The organism is Qipengyuania flava (assembly GCF_019448255.1).
In the GTDB taxonomy this organism is placed as follows: Bacteria; Pseudomonadota; Alphaproteobacteria; order Sphingomonadales; family Sphingomonadaceae; genus Qipengyuania; species Qipengyuania flava_A.
Genome location: NZ_CP080410.1, coordinates 1,218,759 through 1,236,741, shown reverse-complemented (window position 1 = coordinate 1,236,741; position 17,983 = coordinate 1,218,759). Strand labels below are relative to the sequence as shown.

The window sequence follows — 17,983 nt, the reverse complement described above, 5'->3', positions numbered from 1 at the left end:
CATGAGCGTGACATGGTTGCGAAAGGCCGCCCTCGCTGGCGGCGCCGCAGTGCTGTGCGCAAGCGCTTTTGGCAACGCCCAGCCGGTTGAATCATCAACGCAACAATCCGACGACCACCCGGTACCCGTCAGCCGCTATGCCGAAGCCGGGATAGAGGCAGCAATCGCGCACGATGTTCCGGCGTTCGTCATGGCATTTGTCAGTTCCGCAGGGGTCGAGGAATTCGTCAGCCACGGGGTAGTCGACAGGCAATCTGGCGAACCGGTGGTTCCCACGACTCAATTCCAGATAGCATCGCTGTCCAAGATCCAGACCGGGATCATCGTTCGCAATCTGGTCTTGGAGGGAAAACTCGACCTCGACCGCCCGATCCTCGACTATTTGCCTGATACGAGAGATGCGCGAATATCGGAAAATCTTGGCAGCGGCACGGTGGGGCACCTTGTCGCACACCGTTCAGGCTTGCCGCGTGACACATCGGTGATCACGCGCGAGGGCAATGATCCCCTTTTGGAGCCCCTGACCTCCGACAAATTGCTGAAGGACCTCGCGATCGCCGAGATGGTGGGGACCCCGGGCGAAACTTACGAATATTCAAATCTCGGATACGCGCTTCTCGGATATATCGCCGAACGGGTTTCGGGAATGTCGTTCGATGCCCTCCACGCCACTTATGTCACCGATCAGTATGGCATGAGCCGCACGATGGTTCATCTGGACGAAGCGGGCGAGAAAGCTCTGGCCACACCCTACCGCAAGGAAGATGCATTTCGCGCCACGCAGCCATGGAATACGGGGACGCTGGTCGCGGCGAGCGGCATTTTCTCGACACCTGCCGATCTTTCGTCGCTGATGGTTGCTCAACTGAACGCCTATCGCAACGAAGATACTCCGGAACTCGACCTTACGGACATGGCCATTTCGGTTTCGGAAGGTCGAAGCTACGGTTTCGGGCTGAACCGTCAGGAGGTCACCCTGAATGATGTGGTAACTCCCCTTTTCTATCATAGTGGCGATATGGACGGGTACGCCGGTTTTTACGTATTCCAGCCGGAAAATGACCGCGGCGTGGTTATGCTGACGACGCGTGGCGGCGAAGGGGCGGACAAGCTGCGCAGCCTTGCGATCGACTATGTTCTGCATCGGGCGCCAAGGAACTAGGCTGACCGAGCCCTAGCCCGCCTCACCCTCCACCGCATCCCTCGCGGTGTCTTGTTCGAATTCCTCCATCACCTCGCCCGCTTCTTTCTCGTCGCTCTCATCGGGCGCGGCCGCTTCCTCGTTGCGCGCCCTCGCCCGCTCCGGGTCGAGGCACAGGCGGGCGATGACCGGGCGATGGTCGGAGCCGACGCTCTCGCCCACGCGCATTTCGGAGAAGAGGAATTCCTCGGTCATGAACAGGTGGTCGAGCGGCCAGCCGAGCCACACCATGCCGGCCGGGAAGGTGGCGTAGGTCCCCCGCCCGCGCCGCGGGTCGAGGAAGCCGCCGATATCCTTGAACAGGCGCGTCGTATCCGACCAGGCGACATCGTTGAAATCGCCGATCGCCAGCACCGGCAGCGTCATGTACTGCGATTGCTTGGCGGCCATCACGATCTCGGCGTCGCGTTCCTCCGTATCCTGCTTGGGAACGGGCGGGCGCGGATGCAGCGCGATCATGCGGAAATCGTGCCCGCCGACCGACAGCGTGGCGAGGACCGAGGGCGTGTCCTTCTGCGCAAGGTCCTGGATCGAGGCATCGCGCATCGGCAACTTCGAGGCGAACATGATGCCGTAAGTGTTGTCCAGCGGCCTGTCGATCCGCTCGGGATAGACCGCCAGCGCCGGCGCCACCGCATCGGCCCAGGCCTGGTCGGTCTCCATCAGCAGCACGATATCGGGATCGATCCGCCGGATAAGGTCCACCGTGCGGCCGTATTCGCGGTTTTCCTGATAGACGTTGAGCGTGAGCGCGGTGAAGCAGCCGGTACGGTCGGTCTGCTGTTCGGCCACGCGGGCGACCTCGGTCGGGCTGAGCGGGGTGTAGGGATAGACGCGGTAGGCCTGCCACAGCGCAAAACCCACGAGCGCCAGCGGCAGCCAGGGCCGCCACCCGCGATCGAACTTGGCCAGCGCGATGAGGCACAGGATCATTCCGGCAAGGATCTGGATGCGCGGGAAGTCCCAGATACGGATCCACCACTGGTTGAGTTCGGTCGTGCTGAGGAGCGAACCCACCACAAGGAGCACGGAAATCGCGCGCAAGGCCCAGATTCCGGCTAATTTCCATCCTGTCATTGCTGCGGTTCCCCCTTGCGCCGTGACCGGCCTGTCCCGCTTCGATTGACACGCGCTTGGCGAGTTGCGAGACGTTGCCCTCAAGACGCGCGAGGCCCCGCCCGCGTTCCCTGAGGAGCGAGAGCCGCTCTTTCGAAACCATCCCGAAAAGGACTTCCATGACCCATCCGACGACCGGCGACACCGTGACCATCGACTATGTCCTCAAGCGCGGGGACGGCGAGGAGGTCGGCACCACCGCTCAGGTCGGCCCGCAGGAGATCACGCTCGGCAGCGGGAACACCTTCCCGCAGATCGAGGAAGCGCTGATGGGTATGGACGTGGGCGACGAACAGACCGTCGCCATTCCCTGCGACAAGGCCTTCGGCCCGCGGCGCGAGGAAGCGGTGCAGCAGATCCCGCGTTCCGACCTGCCCCCCGGCCCCGATCCGCAGCCCGGCATGGCCCTGCAGGCCCAGCGGCAGGACGGTAGCCCGATGATGCTCCACATTACCGAAGTGACCGAGGATACCGTCACAGTGGACGGCAATCACCCGCTCGCCGGCGAGGACCTGACCTTCGATATCACGCTGCGCGCGATCAAGCCTGCGGCCTGATCCTCAGGCAGCCTGGCTTTCGCTCACCTGCGCGACCGATCCGCGTTCGATGATCGCGTAGGGTTCGGTCACGGTCTCGTTGCAAAGCGCCGGGTTCTTGACGCGTTCGACCAGGAGGCGGCACGCGCTTTCACCCATGCGGCCAAGCGGCTGGCGCACGGTGGTGAGACCCGGACGGCAGGTCTTTGCACCCGGATTGTCGTCATAGCCCACCAGCGACAGGTTGCCCGGGACGGAAAGTCCGGCCTTTTGCGCCGCGTCCAGAATACCGAGCGCCATGGCGTCGTTGGCGGCGAAGATAGCGGTCGGGCGCATGGCAAAGAGCCTAGGAGCAAGTTCGCGCGCCGTTTCCCGCGTGAAATCGCCCTGCACGACCAGGTTCTTATCGACGCTGATGCTCTTGGTGCCGAGCGCAGAGGTATACCCGTTGTAGCGGCGCATACTGACAAGGTGCGAGCTGGGACCGCGCATATGCGCAATCCGGCGGTGCCCCTTCTCGAGCATCACCTTCACGACCGTCTCGGCGGCCTCGAATTCGTCCATCACCACGCTGCTCCCGCGATCGGGATCGAGCAGCGGCGCAATGCGGATATAGGGCAACCGCTTCGCCTTGATCGCCAGCAGCGCGTGCCGGTCGTCGGAAAACGGCGGAGTGAGGATTATTCCGGCAATGGTATCGTCGGCGAGAATGTCTTCGAGCCGGCGCTTGCTGTCGTAAACGTTCTCCATCGCCAGATCGAAGCTCGTACGCGCCGCAAAGCGACTCGCGCCCGTCTGGATCCGCGCGACATACTCGCGCCCCGGATTGTCCGCCAAAAGCAAAAGCTTGGTCGCTACAGCCACGACAAACTCCCTTCCCTCTTCCGATAAGCGCTCCGCGGCGCCTATGTGAACGCTATCGGGAATTGGTTGACGAATTTTACTCCACCGAGGGCTAGGGCGAGACCCACTGGCCCGCTTCGCGCGTGATCAGCGCCCGGCGGTGTCCCGTGTGGGCGAGGCAGAACCAGTCGATCTCGTCGACCTCGACCCGCAGAAGGGCGAAATTCTCGCGCGCTGGGACAAGGTCGCTTTCGTCCGGCTCGGCACCTTCAAACGCCTCGGGCAATCCCGATGTCGGGCTCTGCGAGACAGCGCCAGGCCCATCCCCCAGATAGCAGCGCCGCGCAAAGCGCGTGCTTGCCTCCCAGGCCTCGTCGACCGCCGAGCCTTCGCGCAGGATGCGCCCCTGCCCGCGCAGGCGCAGCTGGACCTTGGCCTCCTTGTCATAGGCAAGAACGCCAACCCGCGGATCGGCTTCGATCACCGCGACCTTGGGCGCGCGTACATCGGTGTGGAAGCGCAGGGTCCAGTCGTCAGGATCAAACGCGCGCAGAACCATCACCCGCGCATCCGCATCCGCCGTCGCCACGACCGGCGTGTGCATGGGGGAACGCCGGTTGCCCGCCGCATCGGCCAGGCGGGCAAGCGCATCGGCGCGGATAGCCTCGAATGTCTCGTGCATGCGCTCTCAATGCACAGGCGGCGGCCTGGTGCCAAGCGCCTCATTGTTCAGAAACAAGACCCTTTACATTAACAGAAGCCTGACAGACCGGTTCAGATTGGCGTCAGGCCGTTCTGATACATACCGCTACATCGAAACCAGCCGCAGGTGGTGGAGCGGCGCTTAGAAGCACGAAGGGACACGCTCCATGGAACTAACCAAGCTATTGAAAGGCAGCGCGATGAGCGCCCTCGCTGCGGCGATGGCCTTCACCGCCCTGCCCGCCGAGGCCGAAGCCCAGTCGCGCGACCGCCAGGATCGCCAGGACCGGGCCCAGCGCGACCGCGGCGATCGCGGTGAAGCACGCCAGCAGCGCCAGAACCGCCAGCAGCGCGTCGAGCGCCAGCAGCGCCAGGCGCAGCAGCTCCGACGCCAGCAGGCCCGCCAGGAACGCCGTGGCGAACGTCGTCAGGCCGAGCGCCGCCAGAATGCCCGGCAGCAGTGGGCACGCGAACAGCGCCAGCGCATGGATCGCGGCGATGCCCGCGAATTCCGCCGCGCACAGAGCGAGCGCCGCGTCCGCAACTGGGAGCGCACCGAATCGCGCGGTGACAACCGTGTGGACATCGCTCGCGAACGCCAGCGCGCTCAGCAGCGCGAACGGGCGCGGGAGCGCAACCGCACCTATCGCGGCGACCGCAACCGCACCTATGTCGACCGCGAGCGCCAGGAGCGCCGCGCAGAGCGCCGGCAGGAAGCCCGCCGTGACGCCTATCGCCAGGGCCGCCGTGACGAACGCCGGCGGGACGCGCGCGAGGATCGCCGGATCCGCAACCAGGCCTATCGCCAGGGCCAGCGGGCCGAACGCCGCCGGGACCGTTACGAGGACCGCCGCATCCGCGAGCGCAGCTACCGTGACGGCTACCGTGAAGCGCGCCGCGACTACCGCCGCGATCAGCGTCGTGCCCGCTATTACGACGGCCGCCGCTGGCACGATTACAACCGTTGGGACACGCGTCGCTGGCGCGACAACCGCCGCTATGACTGGCACGGATATCGCTACAACAACCGCAATATCTTCCGTCTCGGCCGGTATTACGCACCCTATCGCGACTATCGCTATCGCCGCCTGAGCATCGGCGTGCAGCTGGGCAGCCTGTTCTTCGGCAGCCGTTACTGGATCAACGATCCCTGGCGCTATCGTCTGCCCGACGTCTACGGCCCCTACCGCTGGGTGCGCTACTATGACGATGTCGTGCTGGTCGATATCTACAGCGGAGAAGTGGTCGACGTGATCTACGACTTCTTCTGGTAATCCAAGGAACCGGCCGGGCTTTTCCAGGAGTGGACCGGCTGGATCACGAAGGCCCCCGCCGAACGATCGGCGGGGGCCTTTTGTGTGTGCGCCAATGCAGGTGCGGCTTAGCCCGGCACCTTGCCAAAGGGCAGCATACGGAAGATGCCGCCGTTCTTGTCGATGAAGGTGTGCTTGAGCGCGCCGAGAATGTGCAGGCCGATCAGGTAGATGAAGATCTCACCTCCCAGTGCGTGGAGGTCGAAGATCGACCCGCCGAGATCGTCGTTCGATCCCACCGGAAGCGGGGGGATGGTGAACAGGCCGAAGAAGTCGATATCGCGGCCGGTGAGCGAATTGGCCAGCCACCCGCCGATGGGAAGGCCGATCAGCAGCACGTAGAAGATCGTGTGGACCGTGCGGGCGAGCGCCTTTTCCCATGCCGCAAGGCCACTCGGCAGCGGCGGAACCGGATGCGTCCAGCGCCAGGCGAGCCGGCCCAGCGTGAGCAACAGGATCGTTATGCCCAGCGCCTTGTGATCGGCGAACAGGGCGATCTTTTCCGGGATATCGTCGGTGTGCTCGGCCGCTTCGGCGATACGCCAGTTCACGATGACAGCGATCGCGATGACCCAGTGAAACAACATGGCGCCGGTCGAATAGCGGCGCTGGACGGCATCAGTCATATGTCTTTCCTCCCCGAAGATGCGGCGCAGCCTAACCTTTTGGCCGTTTGCTTCAAGCCAGTCCCTTGATGCGCGGCGCACGCTTGCTAACAGGTGGCCATGACGAAGACCGCCGCCGTTCCCGACCAGGATGCCCTCAAGCGCGTCGGCGCGCAGGTGCGCGCGCGTCTCGACGCAGATCCGGAAGCCTACAAGATCCCCACCGATCTGGCTGAGATTTACGCGATCGGCGATTTCCTCACGCCGTCGGAATGCACGCGCCTGATCGACATGATCGACGCGGTCGCCCAGCCAAGCGAGCTGCACGAAACCGCCTATATCGCCAAGTTCCGCACCTCCTATTCCGGCAATTTCGACCCCCACGATCCTTTCGTGAAAGCAATCTCGCGGCGGATCGACGACCGGCTTGGCCTACCGGGCAAGGTGGGCGAGAGCATCCAAGGGCAACGTTACCTTCCGGGCCAGGAGTTCAAGCCGCACAACGACTGGTTCTACACCGACCAGGAATACTGGAACCTGGAACGCAAGCGCGGCGGCCAGCGCTGCTGGACCGCGATGGCGTTCCTAAACGAGGTCGAGGAAGGCGGGCACACCCATTTCGTCGAAGTCGGCGCCTCGATCGAACCCAAGCCGGGCGCACTGCTGATCTGGAACAACGCCACGCCCGAAGGCCTGCCCAACGAAGGCACGCTGCACGCCGGCACCCCTGTAATCCGCGGGCAGAAATACGTACTCACAAAGTGGTACCGCACGCGCAAGCACAGCTGACCAGCCCCCGGTTTGACCAAACCTGCCATTGCAGGCAGGCTGCAGCCTCTCGTTTCAGCTGGTGGGAGATGCTGTGATGCGGAAATCTATACTTATGGCTGCGGCCGTCCTGTGCGCCTTTCCGACAGCCGCCTTGTCACAGCCCAATCCCGAACCCGCGGAGGTCCTGCGAGCGCAAATGCTCGACGCGGCAAAGATGGCGGCGGACGACGCCGAACAACTGGTTGGCCCTGCCCGCGAAGCGTTCAGGAAATGCGATTTCGAAACCGGCCATGCGCTGCAGCGCCGCTTGCGAAGTCGCAAGGCCTTCATCGAGAAGCTTGACGCGATTGCCGACGATCCCACGTCCTACGCAGCGCCGATCGCGCTTCAGATCGCTGCCCCTCGGGCGCGCGCCGAACGGGCGGACAAAAGCCTTGAGCGGTCACGCCAGGCGGCGCTCTTCGACTGCTATGAAACCCATGGCGACAGCTACAACGGCTACGACAATATCAATGGCATAAGCGCCGGTTTCCAGCGGCTTGAATTGATCGAAACCCTCCTGCCGATCCTCGATCCGACGAAAGTCTTCGAAGGCATGGTCGAGCTGCAAATGACCGAGGTGTGCTACGCGATCAATCGATACGAGGCGACCTACGAACGGCTGCGCAGGATTGTCTATCCCGATGGCGCCGAGGCCACGGAACTGTCGCTCGAATTCTCACCCTGGCAGCTCAACTATGGCGCGATGTTCCGGCCGGAGTTCGACAAGCTCAAGACGCCTGACGACTTGCGCGTCGAACACCGCTGCCCGCGGTGATGCCTGACGGGCGCGTTCACCCGCGTTTAAGCGCCTCGGCGATCAGCTGGCGGGTGTTCGCCACGCCATAGAGCGCGATGAAGCTGCCCATGCGCGGCCCCTGGTCGCTGCCGAGCAGCGTCTGGTAGAGCGCCTTGAACCAGTCCCGCAGGCTCTCGAAGCCGTATTCCTCGCGCTTGCCGATTTCGTAGACTTCGGTCTGCAGGTCTTCGGCGCTAGTGTCTTCCGCAGCGTTCGCCAGATAGGCATCCAGTGCCGCCAGCGCCGCCGCCTCGTTCTCGCTCGGCGCGCGCTTGTTCAATGTCGGCACGATGTAGTCGCGCGTGTAGGCCACTGCGGTGCCGATCAGCACCTCGAGCTCCGGCCCGACCTGGTCTGCACCGATGTAGCTGGCGAGGTAATCGCGCAGCGATTCTTCGCTCGCCTCGGCGCCCAGCACGCTCGCGAGGTTCAGCAGCAGGCCATAGGTCACCGGCAGGCTGTCGCCCGCTCCCGGAGCTTCCTCCGCCTCGAACCCGCCATTGGCACGCAGCAAGTGCCACGCCGGATTGCCGAGCTGCTTGTCGAGCGGCTGTTCGGTCAGGCGCTCGCGGAACTGCCAGTAATCGTCGACCGCGCGCGGGATCACACCCACGTGCAGCTGCTTGGCGCTCTTGGGATTGGGGAAGATGTAGAAGCCGAGGCTCTCCTCGCTGCCGTACTGCAGCCATTCCTCGATCGAGAGGCCGTTGCCCTTGGACTTGGAGATCTTCTCGCCGTTCTGGTCGAGGAACATCTCGTAGATCAGCCCTTCCGGCTTGCGGCCGCCCAAAACCTTGACGATGCGGCCCGACTGCACGCCGCTGTCGGTCAGGTCCTTGCCATACATCTCGTAATCGACGCCAAGTGCGTACCAGCGCATGGCCCAGTCGACCTTCCACTGCAGCTTGGACATGCCGCCCAGCGCCGACTGTTCGACAACCGTCCCGTCCTCGTCGGTGAAACGGATCGTGCCCGCTTCGGCATCGACCACCTCGACCGGCACCTGCAGCACGCGGCCCGTGGCAGGCGAGATCGGAAGGACCGGCGAATAGGTCTGGCGGCGTTCCTCGCGCAGCGTCGGCAGCATGATGTCGAGGATGTCCTGGTTCTTGCGCAGGACCTGGCGTAGCGCGTCATCGAAGCGCCCCGAATTGTACATGTCGTTCGACGCAATGAATTCGTACTGGAAGCCGAACCGGTCGAGGAATTCGCGCAGCATGGCGTTGTTGTGCGCGGCGAAGCTTTCGTGGCCCTTCTCGAAGGGATCGGGCACGCGGCTCAATGGCAGGTGAAGGTTTGCCTCCAAGAGCTCCTTGTTCGGAACGTTGTCGGGTACCTTGCGCAGCCCGTCCATGTCATCGCTGAAAGCAACGAGGCGCGTCTTGCCGTCTTCCGGCTTCGCACCGATCATCGCCTCAAAAGCGCGGCGCACGAGCGTGGTGCGCAGCACTTCCTGGAAGGTGCCGATGTGCGGCAGGCCGCTGGGGCCGTAGCCGGTCTCGAACAGGACGGGCGAGCCGTCCGGCTTCGCACCGTCGGGATAGCGTTTGAGCAGCCGCTGCGCCTCCTGGAAGGGCCAGGCCTTGGACACACGTGCGGCGGTGATCAGATCGTTCATGCTCATAGGGTGAGCCTCTTGCGCAAGCGCGGGCCTGTTGCAAGCGCGAAACCGCGCCACCCGGCTAGTCGCGCGCGGCGTCGAGCACGGCGCGAAGACGCGCCAGATCCTCGAGCAGGCGGTCCATCGGGAAGTCGCGCAAATGGGGCTCGAGTTCGGCAAAGAGGGTCTGCGTCCGCGCAACCGCTTCAGTTCGTGCGGCGCGGCCCGCTTCGGTGATGGTCACCCGTTTCGTGCGCCCGTCCTCCGGATCGGCAGCGATGCGTACGAAGCCGGCCTGCTCCAGCTTGGCCAGCGTGCTGGTCATGGACGGCTTGGAAACCTGGAACGCGCTTGCCAGCGCGCTCGGCGTCTTGCCGTCCCCGAGCCGCACGAAATGGTTGAGCACGCCGAACATCGCGGTGTTGAGCGGGCGCGGCAAGACTTCGCGAAAGGCAGCGCCGGCCAACTGGTTGATGATGCCGATTTCGTTGAAGACCCGGTAGGCGGTCGGATCGTCGGGCGTATCAGGCATCGATCAGTTTTGCCTCCAGGGGCCAGCGCGGACTGGCTGGTACCGGCGGGCCATAGCCCACACGCGCCAGCATCTGGACCGTCCCGCCGCCCGGCGCAACCAGCTTGTGCAGCTCGGCGTAGAGCCCGGCCATCTCGGGAAATTCCTGCAGCGTCTGGCTCCACGGGTGAACCGCCAATCCGCGCGCCTGTGCCGCAAGGTTCACCCGCACCCAGCTGCGACCCGCCTCGATCTGTTCGCGGCGGCTGTTGTCATCGGTAACCAGCCAGGCCCAGCGCGGCGTGGATTCGACCATCGCGCTGTACATGTCGTAGCCCGACTGGCTCGCCAGCGAACCGGGCGTGTCGAGTGTTTCGTGGGTGACGATGCCGGCCGCGTGCGCGGCGCTCATGAAGGTGCCGCCAAGATCGATCCCGTCGGGCTGTTCGACCACCGCATCGTTTCCAATCCGCATCACTTCGATGCTTTCGCGCCGGGTGGCATCGGTTTCCTGTTCGATGACCCATCCGCGCCAGGCGTTGTCGGCGATGGCCGCACGCTCCGCATCGTCCTTGGTAAAGCCGAACCGCACCCTTTCGGTAAGACTTGCGGACAAGGCGCGCAGATCGGCCTCCCCCACATCGCGACCTGCGAAGGGTTCCTTGGTCGAGCGCCGTTCGAGGATCGCCTCTGCCAGGGGATCAGGCTTGGCCCCGTCCGCGACAAACCGCACATGCGCCACGCGGCCCCGATCGAGCCGTGGCCGTCCTGCACCATCGGGAAACGGATCGATCTCCGCGCGAAAGCCCGCTCGCGCCGCGGCGAGAGACAGCGTTTCCAGCATGCATCCGAAGCCGATGGTGATCTGCCGGTCGAACGGATCGGTTGCTGGGAGACGGCGATCGAGGTCGCAGGTCACGTCGATCGCGTCTTCTCCAACCAGAGCGAACTGCCAGGGCTGGCGGTTGTGCGGGTTGGGAGCGAGGATCGCGTAAGACAGCGCGTTGAGGCGCGGGTCTTGAAAGCCGAGCCCTGCCTGCCTCCACGGCTGCGAGGCGCGCTTCAATGACGGGGACGAAAGAACACCGTAAACCCCCGCAAAAGTAACGAGTGCGGTGGCCCCTCCCGCCACCAACAGCTTGCGTCTCGAAACACCCATGATTCTGCTCCACCATTTTGTTAGTTGCCTAACTAATAATGAGCTTGGAGCAGATTGCAACTCCACCCGTTCAGGGCAGCTCGACAGTGTCCTTCACCGTACCGTAGACGAAGCTGGTGTTGATCGTCGCAATGCCGGGTGTCGTGTGGAGCGTATCGCGCATGAAAGCTTCGTAGGCATCGAGGCCCGCCACAACGATTTGCAGCAGATAGTCGGAACTGCCCGTCATCAGGTGGCAGGTCAGGATTTGCGGCGTTTCGCGCACGCGCTTCTCGAAGGCCTCGACCACCTCGCGGTCGTGCCTCGCGAGCGTCACCTGGACAAAGGCGGTGACCGGGTAACCCGCCGCCTCGCGGTCGACGATGGCCACGTAGCGGTCGATCACCCCGGCTTTTTCGAGATTGCGGACGCGGCGCAGGCACGGGCTTGGCGAGAGGTTCACCCGCTCGGCCAGCTCGGCGTTGGTGAGCCTGCCGTCGCGCTGCAATTCGCGCAGTATCTGGCGATCCTTGGCGTCCATCTCACTCCCCTTTGGCAGATTCTGCCAATTATGAGTATATACTTGGCAGACTTCGCAGGGATATGCCAGCACCGCTGCTGTATATCGGCCTCAATCAATCGAAGAGAGGCACACCCCATGAGTCGCACCACCCTGTCCGGATTTTCCAGCCGCGCCATCCACCATGGCTACGATCCGGCCGAGAACCAGGGCGCGCTGACTCCGCCAATGCACATGGCCTCGACCTTTGCGTTCGACAGCGCGGAACAGGGCGGCGCGATCTTCGCAGGACAGGAGCAGGGCTACTTCTACAGCCGCATCTCCAACCCCACGCTCGACCTGCTCGAACAGCGCATAGCGACGCTGGAAGGCGCCGAAGCGGGCGTCGCGACGGCCAGCGGCATGGGCGCAATCACGGCGGTGATGTGGAGCCTGCTGCAGGCCGGCGACGAGATCATCACCGACAAGACGCTCTACGGCTGCACCTTCGCCTTCTTCCGCCACGGCCTTGCCAAGTTCGGCGTAAAGGTCACGCATGTCGACCTGACCGACCCGGCGGCTCTGGAGGCCGCGATGAGCGAGCGCGTGAAGGTCGTCTATTTCGAGACCCCGGCGAACCCGAATATGCGCCTCGTCGATATCGCCGCGATCAGCAAAGTCGCGCATGAGACCGGCGCGCAGGTCGTGGTCGACAACACCTACGCTACCCCGGCCCTCACCCGCCCGATCGAGCTGGGCGCGGATATCGTCGTGCATTCGGCGACCAAGTATCTTGGCGGACATGGCGATCTGGTCGGCGGTCTCGTCGCGGGCAGCGCGGAGACGATGCAGAAGGTCCGCCTCGAGGGCCTCAAGGACATGACCGGTGCCGTGATGAGCCCGTTCACCGCAACGCTGATCATGCGCGGCCTCAAGACCCTTGCCCTGCGCATGGAACGTCACAGCCAGACCGCGCTTGCGGTCGCCCGCTGGCTCGAAACCCAGCCGCAGGTCGCCGCCGTCCACTATCCCGGCCTCGAAAGCTTCGCCCAGGCAGAGCTTGCCAGCCGCCAGATGGCTTTGCCGGGCGGCATGATCGCCTTCGACCTTGCCGGCGGGTACGAACAGGGCATTCGCTTCATGAACCGCCTCACCATGATCACCCGCGCGGTTTCGCTGGGCGATGCGGAAACGCTGATCCAGCACCCGGCGAGCATGACCCATTCGACCTACACCCCCGAAGAGCGCGCCGCGCATGGCATCGGCGAAGGCCTGCTGCGCCTGTCGATCGGGCTGGAAGACGCCGAAGACATCTTCGCCGACCTCGAACAGGCGCTCGCCGCATCGGAGCTGTCGATCGCGGCATAAGTGGGCTGCACACGCTTGCGCAGCGTTCCGCATGTGTTCTAACCCGCAGGGGTGAGCCAGCCTCTCCCCCTCCCTGCCCTGCACGCGAGCCACGCCGGCACCTGGCTGCGCGACGCCAATGGCGCGACGCGGGGATGCTCCAAGGGCGAGGCGGTCATGGCTGCCGCCGATACGCCGCAGCTGCTGATGAACGCGCCGCTGGTGGCGAACCGGCTGGGCTATCCGGACCTTTCCGGCCTCGACCTGCTGGAGCTCTTCGCTTTCGTCCACCCGGCCAAATTCTGCGTGCCGACGCCAAAGGGACTGGCCGATGCGCTGGGCCTCGACGAACCGGCCGATGACGCAGGCGTCCCGCTGCTTCTCCAGCAGGCGGCGGGCGCGCTGGTGACGACGTGCGAGAGCGAGGACTGGGCCGAACGCGAAGGCGCCTGGTCCGCGCTGCAATCGCTCGCCAAGCTGCGCTGGCCCTGGGCGGGCGTGCTCGCGCCGCATATCCGCCGCCCGGAACGGGCCGAGAAATGGCTCTTCAGCCGCCTGCCCGAATGGGAAGAAACGCCCGAGCGTCCCCAGCCCGCGCAGGTCCTGATCGACGAACCCGAAATCGAAGCGCAGCTCGAGCGGCTGACTGGTGAAGGCGCGGAGCGGCGCGAGGGCCAGCGTCTGTTTTCCAAGGGCGCGGGCCATGTCTTCAGCCCGCGCGACAAGGAGAGGCGCCCGCATGTCCTGCTCGCCCAGGCCGGAACGGGGATCGGGAAGACGCTTGGCTACCTTGCGCCCGCCTCGCTCTGGGCGGAACGATCGGGCGGGACGGTCTGGGTGTCGACCTACACCAAGAACCTCCAGCGGCAGCTACGGCAGGAGAGCCGCCGCGCCTGGCCCAGCATTCGGCCCGACGGGTCGCCGCCCGTGGTCGTGCGCAAGGGGCGGGAAAACTACCTCTGCCTGCTCAACCTCGAAGACGCGTTGCAGGGCGGCTTTGCGGGACGGCCCGCAATCCTTGCGCAGCTGGTCGCGCGCTGGGCGGCCTACTCGCAGGACGGCGATATGATCGGCGGCGACTTGCCGGGTTGGCTGGGCACGCTGTTCCGCAAGCGCGGGATTGCCGCGCTGACCGACCAGCGCGGCGAATGCGTCTATGCCGGCTGCCCCCATTACCGGAAGTGCTTCATCGAAAGGAGCGCGCGAAACGCGGCGCAGGCCGATCTCGTCATCGCCAACCACGCGCTCGTGATGGTCAACGCCGCGCGCGGCCGCGATGTGACGAGCCGCCCGACCCGCATTGTCTTCGACGAGGGACACCACGTCTTCGACGCCGCCGACAGCACCTTTTCCGCCGCGCTCACCGGGCAGGAGGCAATCGAGCTGCGGCGCTGGATTATCGGGCCGGAAAAGAACAGCCGGGGTCGCCGCCGGGGTCTCTCCGCCCGTCTCGCCGACGTGGCGAGCTGTGACGACGCGGGCGGCGAAGCGGTGGAAGACGCGGTCGAAGCGGCGCAGGCGCTGCCGTCGGATGGCTGGCTCGGTCGCCTGGCGGAAGGTGCCCCGCTGGGACCGCTAGAAAACCTGCTCGCCGCCGTGCGCGCGACCACCTTTGCGCGCGACGAGAAGGGGCTGGAGGCCGGCTACGGAATCGAGACCGAAACCTCGCAGCTTCCCGGCGAACTGGTCGAGGCCGCGGGTACCGCTGCGCAGGCGCTGGCGGCCATCCGCACGCCTCTCCTCAAGCTTGGCGGGCGGCTGGAGGCGATCATGGAAGACGCGCCCGACTGGCTCGACGGACAGGGCCGCGCACGGATCGAAGGCGCGCGCCACTCGCTCGCCTGGCGGATCGACCTGATCGCGGCCTGGGAGGCGCTGCTTTCGCGGCTTGGCGGCCCGGCCGACCCTGAATTCGTCGACTGGTTGCAGGTCGATCGCAACGACGCGCGCGAATTCGACGTCGGGCTCTACCGCCATTGGCTCGACCCGATGAAGCCTTTTGCGAGCGTCGTCCTCGAACCCGCGCACGGCGTGATGATGACCAGCGCCACGCTGACCGACCGCAGCGACACCGGGCCCGACTGGCCGCACGCCATCTCCAAGAGCGGCGCGCCTCATCTTGAGCTGATGCCCAAGACAGCGCAGGCCGACAGCCCCTTCGACTATGCGAGCCGCGCCGAGGTGCTGATCGTCACCGACATCCGCAAGGGCGACATCCCGGCGCTGGCCGGAGCATACGCCCGGCTGATCGAGGCCTGCGACGGCGGGGTGCTGGGCCTGTTCACGGCCATCCGCCGGATGCGCGCGGTCTATGGCCGGATTGCCGACCGGCTTGCGCGTGCCGGCCTGCCGCTGTTTGCCCAGCACGTCGACCCAATCGATACGGGCACGCTGACCGACATTTTCCGCGACGATCCGCGCGCGAGCCTGCTCGGCACCGATGCGCTGCGCGACGGGGTTGATGTGCCGGGCCGCTCGCTTCGCTGCGTGGTCATGGAAAGCGTGCCCTGGCCGCGGCCGACCATTCTCCACCGCGCACGCCGCGCCGCGGCCGCCGAGCAGGAGGGCGGCGCCCAGCGTTACGACGACCGGATCATCCGCGCTCGCCTCGCGCAGGCCTTCGGCCGCCTGATCCGCAGCCGCGAGGACGCCGGCCATTTCATCGTGCTTTCCTCGGCCTTTCCCAGCCGCTTGCTGAGCGCATTCCCCGAAGGCACGCCGGTCCACCGTGTCACGCTCGACGAAGCGCTGAAACGCGTCGCCGAGGGCCTTGATGCCGATGCTGACAGCACTGGCGCCAAGGCGGAGAGCGCGGCACAAGAGACGCCATGATCGAAGCGCTCGATACGACCCTGCGGATTGCCACGGCCGGCGCGGCAACCCTGCTGCTATTGCTGCTCGTTGCAGGCCGCGCCCGCGCAGGGATCAAGATCAGCCTTGCCGGCCTGCTGCTGGGCGCGGTTGCCTACCTGTTCAATTCCTCGCCCCTGATCGCGCGCGGGCAGACGGGGCTGGAATCGGCGGTCGACCTATTCTCGCTCTTCACCCCCTTCTGGATCTGGATGTTTGCCCGGACCCTGTTCGAGCGCACACCCCCGCGCTGGGCGATCTTGGGCAGCGCGGCGATCCTTATCCTCAGCTGGTTCTCGGGCAATTTCATCTCTGCCGACACGCCGGTCGGGCGGTGGATCGGCCATCCGATGGGTTTTTACGTCATCCACGTCCTCTCGCTGGTGCTGATTGCGGACCTCGTGCGCATCGGCCTTGCTGACCGCGCCGACGATCTGATCGAGAAGCGCCGCCTCATTCGCCTGTGGCTGCCCCTGCTTGTCGCGGCGCAGGCGGGCGGCATCCTGACTTTCGAGCTGATCGTGGGCGAGGCGATCCCCTACCCGCCCGTCCAGCTTGCTAACGCAGGTTTGATCTTCGCGCTCACCCTGTTTGCAGGCCACGCCCTGCTCGACACCGATCCCGTCCTGATGGTCGAAACGGTCGAGGATCGGCCGGTAGAGGCCTCGGGTGAAACGCTTTCTCCGTCTGAAATGGTGCTGAAGGAGAAGCTGGAAGCCGCGATGGCAGGCGGGCACTATCGAACTCCCGGCCTTACCATCGCCGGTCTTGCAGAGCATCTCGACACGCCCGAGCACCGGCTGCGCTCGCTGATCAACCAGCGGCTCGGCTATCGCAATTTCTCGGCCTTTCTCAACCGCCACCGCATAGCAGAGGCATGCGAGCTGCTCGCCGATAGGGAAAAGGTCGACCTTCCGGTCCTCACCATCGCGATGGACCTTGGCTACAATTCGCTGCCCACCTTCAACCGGGCGTTCCGCAGCGAAACCGGCACCACGCCGTCGGATTTCCGGCGCGAAGCCATCGGTCAGAACTGAAAAATGCCGGTCGAATTCGCAATTGACCGGCATTTTTCGAACCCGCGGCGACGCTGGCCGGTGCACCTGCCATTCCTCTCCCACACCGCAACGGGAGAAACGCCATGAACGCCGAAACCCTCACCAGCCTCGCCGAGAAGATCAGCGGCCACATCCTAGAGGTCATGTATTTCGACCTCTTTCGCTATGTGGTCGCGGCCTCGGTGATGTTTGCCATCCTCGTCATCTTCAAGGGATGGGCCGACCGCCGAAGGATCCAGACCCGCCGTGCAGCGCCTGCCGATTACCGGCGGGAGATCCTCTCCTCCGTGCGCACCGTGTTCTTCTTCGGCGTGACGACACTGGCGACGCTGTTCCTGCGCGAGGCCGGGATCATACGGTTCCATTTCGACAGTTTCTCGCCCGTTTTGCTCATGCTGCAGGCGGCTGCGATGATCGTGGCGCACGACGCCTATTTCTACTGGATGCACCGCGCGCTGCACGCCCGCGCGCTCTACAAGGCCACGCACTTGCATCACCACAAGTCGCGCACGCCGACGCCGTTCACCGCCTACAGCTTCTCGATCTGGGAAGCGATCACGGAGGCCGCCTTCGTGCCGCTCTACCTGCTCGCCACCAGTCTCATGGGCATTCCCTACATCGGCATGGCCATCCTGGTGTTCATCTGGTTCCAGATCATCCGCAACGTGATGGGCCATGCCGGTGTGGAGATCATGCCGGCCGGCTGGGTCGACAGCAAATGGGTCGGCTGGATCAACACGACCACCCACCACGACCTGCACCACAGCACCTTCAACTACAATTTCGGGCTCTACTTCACCTGGTGGGACCGCTGGATGGGCACCGAGCATCCGGAATACAAGGAGCGCTTCCGCGCGGTCGCCAAGCCGATCCGCTGGGGCCGCAAGGTGGACGAGCAGGCCGCGGCGCAGGCGCAGGGCTAGGCGCAAGCGGCGGAATATTTCCGCAACCCCGCTGACATACGCGCTACATACTGGCAAAGCAGGGGTCCGGGCAGGCGTTGCCCGGGCCCCTATGTCGCAAGGGGCAGGTTATCGCGCCCCGCCAGTGGAGAA

Annotated in this window: 17 protein-coding genes; 9 read left to right on the top strand and 8 right to left on the bottom strand. The window is 65.0% G+C overall.

Features of this window, described 5'->3' with window-relative positions; all coding sequences use genetic code 11:
- Position 1 precedes the first annotated feature (1 nt).
- Positions 2-1,162: a serine hydrolase domain-containing protein gene (locus KUV82_RS06090; RefSeq protein ID WP_219955984.1), complete on the top strand. Its 1,161-nt coding sequence runs from the start codon at positions 2-4 to the stop codon at positions 1,160-1,162.
- A gap of 12 nt (positions 1,163-1,174) precedes the next feature.
- Here KUV82_RS06090 and KUV82_RS06085 read toward each other — a convergent pair whose 3' ends face one another.
- The gene (locus tag KUV82_RS06085) at positions 1,175-2,278 is read right to left on the bottom strand and encodes an endonuclease/exonuclease/phosphatase family protein (protein WP_219955983.1); all 1,104 of its coding nucleotides are present in this window, start codon (positions 2,276-2,278) and stop codon (positions 1,175-1,177) included.
- Between the two features lie 158 nt (positions 2,279-2,436).
- Here KUV82_RS06085 and KUV82_RS06080 point away from each other — a divergent pair, with 158 nt between their 5' ends.
- Positions 2,437-2,874: an FKBP-type peptidyl-prolyl cis-trans isomerase gene (locus KUV82_RS06080; protein WP_219955982.1), complete on the top strand. Its 438-nt coding sequence runs from the start codon at positions 2,437-2,439 to the stop codon at positions 2,872-2,874.
- A 3-nt stretch (positions 2,875-2,877) separates the two neighbouring features.
- On the opposite strand, the gene KUV82_RS06075 is transcribed toward KUV82_RS06080, so the two are convergent.
- Positions 2,878-3,717 carry a substrate-binding domain-containing protein gene (locus tag KUV82_RS06075; RefSeq protein WP_219955981.1) on the bottom strand — a complete coding sequence of 280 codons (840 nt, stop codon included), beginning with the start codon at positions 3,715-3,717 and terminating at the stop codon, positions 2,878-2,880.
- A 91-nt stretch (positions 3,718-3,808) separates the two neighbouring features.
- Complete coding sequence (locus tag KUV82_RS06070) at positions 3,809-4,378, bottom strand: pyridoxamine 5'-phosphate oxidase family protein (RefSeq protein WP_219955980.1); 570 nt, start codon at positions 4,376-4,378, stop codon at positions 3,809-3,811.
- A gap of 187 nt (positions 4,379-4,565) precedes the next feature.
- On the opposite strand from KUV82_RS06070, the gene KUV82_RS06065 reads away from it, so the two are divergent.
- On the top strand, positions 4,566-5,672 hold the full coding sequence (locus tag KUV82_RS06065; protein WP_258319865.1) for an RcnB family protein: 1,107 nt from the start codon (positions 4,566-4,568) through the stop codon (positions 5,670-5,672).
- A gap of 107 nt (positions 5,673-5,779) precedes the next feature.
- Here the strand turns inward: KUV82_RS06065 and KUV82_RS06060 are convergent, their stop codons facing one another.
- A complete protein-coding gene (locus KUV82_RS06060; protein WP_219955979.1) occupies positions 5,780-6,337 on the bottom strand; it encodes a cytochrome b in 558 nt (185 codons plus the stop codon).
- Between the two features lie 99 nt (positions 6,338-6,436).
- Here KUV82_RS06060 and KUV82_RS06055 point away from each other — a divergent pair, with 99 nt between their 5' ends.
- Complete coding sequence (locus KUV82_RS06055; protein ID WP_219955978.1) at positions 6,437-7,105, top strand: prolyl hydroxylase family protein; 669 nt, start codon at positions 6,437-6,439, stop codon at positions 7,103-7,105.
- 94 nt (positions 7,106-7,199) lie between these two features.
- The gene (locus KUV82_RS06050) at positions 7,200-7,904 is read left to right on the top strand and encodes a hypothetical protein (protein WP_219955977.1); all 705 of its coding nucleotides are present in this window, start codon (positions 7,200-7,202) and stop codon (positions 7,902-7,904) included.
- Positions 7,905-7,920: 16 nt separating this feature from the next.
- On the opposite strand, the gene KUV82_RS06045 is transcribed toward KUV82_RS06050, so the two are convergent.
- The 4 genes from KUV82_RS06045 to KUV82_RS06030 form a co-directional block, all read right to left on the bottom strand.
- Positions 7,921-9,549 (bottom strand): lysine--tRNA ligase, encoded by a 1,629-nt coding sequence (locus tag KUV82_RS06045; RefSeq protein WP_219955976.1) that lies wholly within the window; start codon positions 9,547-9,549, stop codon positions 7,921-7,923.
- A 58-nt stretch (positions 9,550-9,607) separates the two neighbouring features.
- The gene (locus tag KUV82_RS06040; RefSeq protein WP_219955975.1) at positions 9,608-10,057 is read right to left on the bottom strand and encodes a MarR family winged helix-turn-helix transcriptional regulator; all 450 of its coding nucleotides are present in this window, start codon (positions 10,055-10,057) and stop codon (positions 9,608-9,610) included.
- The gene (locus tag KUV82_RS06035; protein ID WP_219955974.1) at positions 10,050-11,195 is read right to left on the bottom strand and encodes an Acg family FMN-binding oxidoreductase; all 1,146 of its coding nucleotides are present in this window, start codon (positions 11,193-11,195) and stop codon (positions 10,050-10,052) included. Before KUV82_RS06035 ends, KUV82_RS06040 begins: the two co-directional genes overlap by 8 nt.
- A gap of 70 nt (positions 11,196-11,265) precedes the next feature.
- Complete coding sequence (locus KUV82_RS06030; protein WP_219955973.1) at positions 11,266-11,715, bottom strand: Lrp/AsnC family transcriptional regulator; 450 nt, start codon at positions 11,713-11,715, stop codon at positions 11,266-11,268.
- A gap of 117 nt (positions 11,716-11,832) precedes the next feature.
- On the opposite strand from KUV82_RS06030, the gene KUV82_RS06025 reads away from it, so the two are divergent.
- From KUV82_RS06025 to KUV82_RS06010, 4 genes are all read left to right on the top strand, one after another.
- On the top strand, positions 11,833-13,041 hold the full coding sequence (locus KUV82_RS06025; protein ID WP_219955972.1) for a methionine gamma-lyase: 1,209 nt from the start codon (positions 11,833-11,835) through the stop codon (positions 13,039-13,041).
- 51 nt (positions 13,042-13,092) lie between these two features.
- Positions 13,093-15,852 (top strand): ATP-dependent DNA helicase, encoded by a 2,760-nt coding sequence (locus KUV82_RS06020; RefSeq protein ID WP_219955971.1) that lies wholly within the window; start codon positions 13,093-13,095, stop codon positions 15,850-15,852.
- On the top strand, positions 15,849-16,907 hold the full coding sequence (locus KUV82_RS06015) for an AraC family transcriptional regulator (protein WP_219955970.1): 1,059 nt from the start codon (positions 15,849-15,851) through the stop codon (positions 16,905-16,907). Before KUV82_RS06020 ends, KUV82_RS06015 begins: the two co-directional genes overlap by 4 nt.
- 104 nt (positions 16,908-17,011) lie before the next feature.
- Positions 17,012-17,851, top strand: coding sequence for a sterol desaturase family protein (locus KUV82_RS06010; RefSeq protein ID WP_219955969.1), 840 nt, complete (start codon positions 17,012-17,014; stop codon positions 17,849-17,851).
- The last annotated feature ends 132 nt before the right edge of the window (positions 17,852-17,983 follow it).

Bases quoted from the DNA above. Each gene is read 5' to 3' on its own strand.
- KUV82_RS06090 (WP_219955984.1), top strand. From the start codon at position 2: ATGAGCGTGACATGGTTGCGAAAGGCCGCCCTCGCTGGCGGCGCCGCA.
- KUV82_RS06080 (WP_219955982.1), top strand. From the start codon at position 2,437: ATGACCCATCCGACGACCGGCGACACCGTGACCATCGACTATGTCCTC.
- KUV82_RS06055 (WP_219955978.1), top strand. From the start codon at position 6,437: ATGACGAAGACCGCCGCCGTTCCCGACCAGGATGCCCTCAAGCGCGTC.
- KUV82_RS06065 (WP_258319865.1), top strand. From the start codon at position 4,566: ATGGAACTAACCAAGCTATTGAAAGGCAGCGCGATGAGCGCCCTCGCT.
- KUV82_RS06035 (WP_219955974.1), bottom strand. From the start codon at position 11,195: ATGGGTGTTTCGAGACGCAAGCTGTTGGTGGCGGGAGGGGCCACCGCA.
- KUV82_RS06010 (WP_219955969.1), top strand. From the start codon at position 17,012: ATGAACGCCGAAACCCTCACCAGCCTCGCCGAGAAGATCAGCGGCCAC.
- KUV82_RS06025 (WP_219955972.1), top strand. From the start codon at position 11,833: ATGAGTCGCACCACCCTGTCCGGATTTTCCAGCCGCGCCATCCACCAT.
- KUV82_RS06045 (WP_219955976.1), bottom strand. From the start codon at position 9,549: ATGAGCATGAACGATCTGATCACCGCCGCACGTGTGTCCAAGGCCTGG.
- KUV82_RS06070 (WP_219955980.1), bottom strand. From the start codon at position 4,378: ATGCACGAGACATTCGAGGCTATCCGCGCCGATGCGCTTGCCCGCCTG.
- KUV82_RS06015 (WP_219955970.1), top strand. From the start codon at position 15,849: ATGATCGAAGCGCTCGATACGACCCTGCGGATTGCCACGGCCGGCGCG.
- KUV82_RS06030 (WP_219955973.1), bottom strand. From the start codon at position 11,715: ATGGACGCCAAGGATCGCCAGATACTGCGCGAATTGCAGCGCGACGGC.
- KUV82_RS06040 (WP_219955975.1), bottom strand. From the start codon at position 10,057: ATGCCTGATACGCCCGACGATCCGACCGCCTACCGGGTCTTCAACGAA.
- KUV82_RS06085 (WP_219955983.1), bottom strand. From the start codon at position 2,278: ATGACAGGATGGAAATTAGCCGGAATCTGGGCCTTGCGCGCGATTTCC.
- KUV82_RS06060 (WP_219955979.1), bottom strand. From the start codon at position 6,337: ATGACTGATGCCGTCCAGCGCCGCTATTCGACCGGCGCCATGTTGTTT.
- KUV82_RS06050 (WP_219955977.1), top strand. From the start codon at position 7,200: ATGGCTGCGGCCGTCCTGTGCGCCTTTCCGACAGCCGCCTTGTCACAG.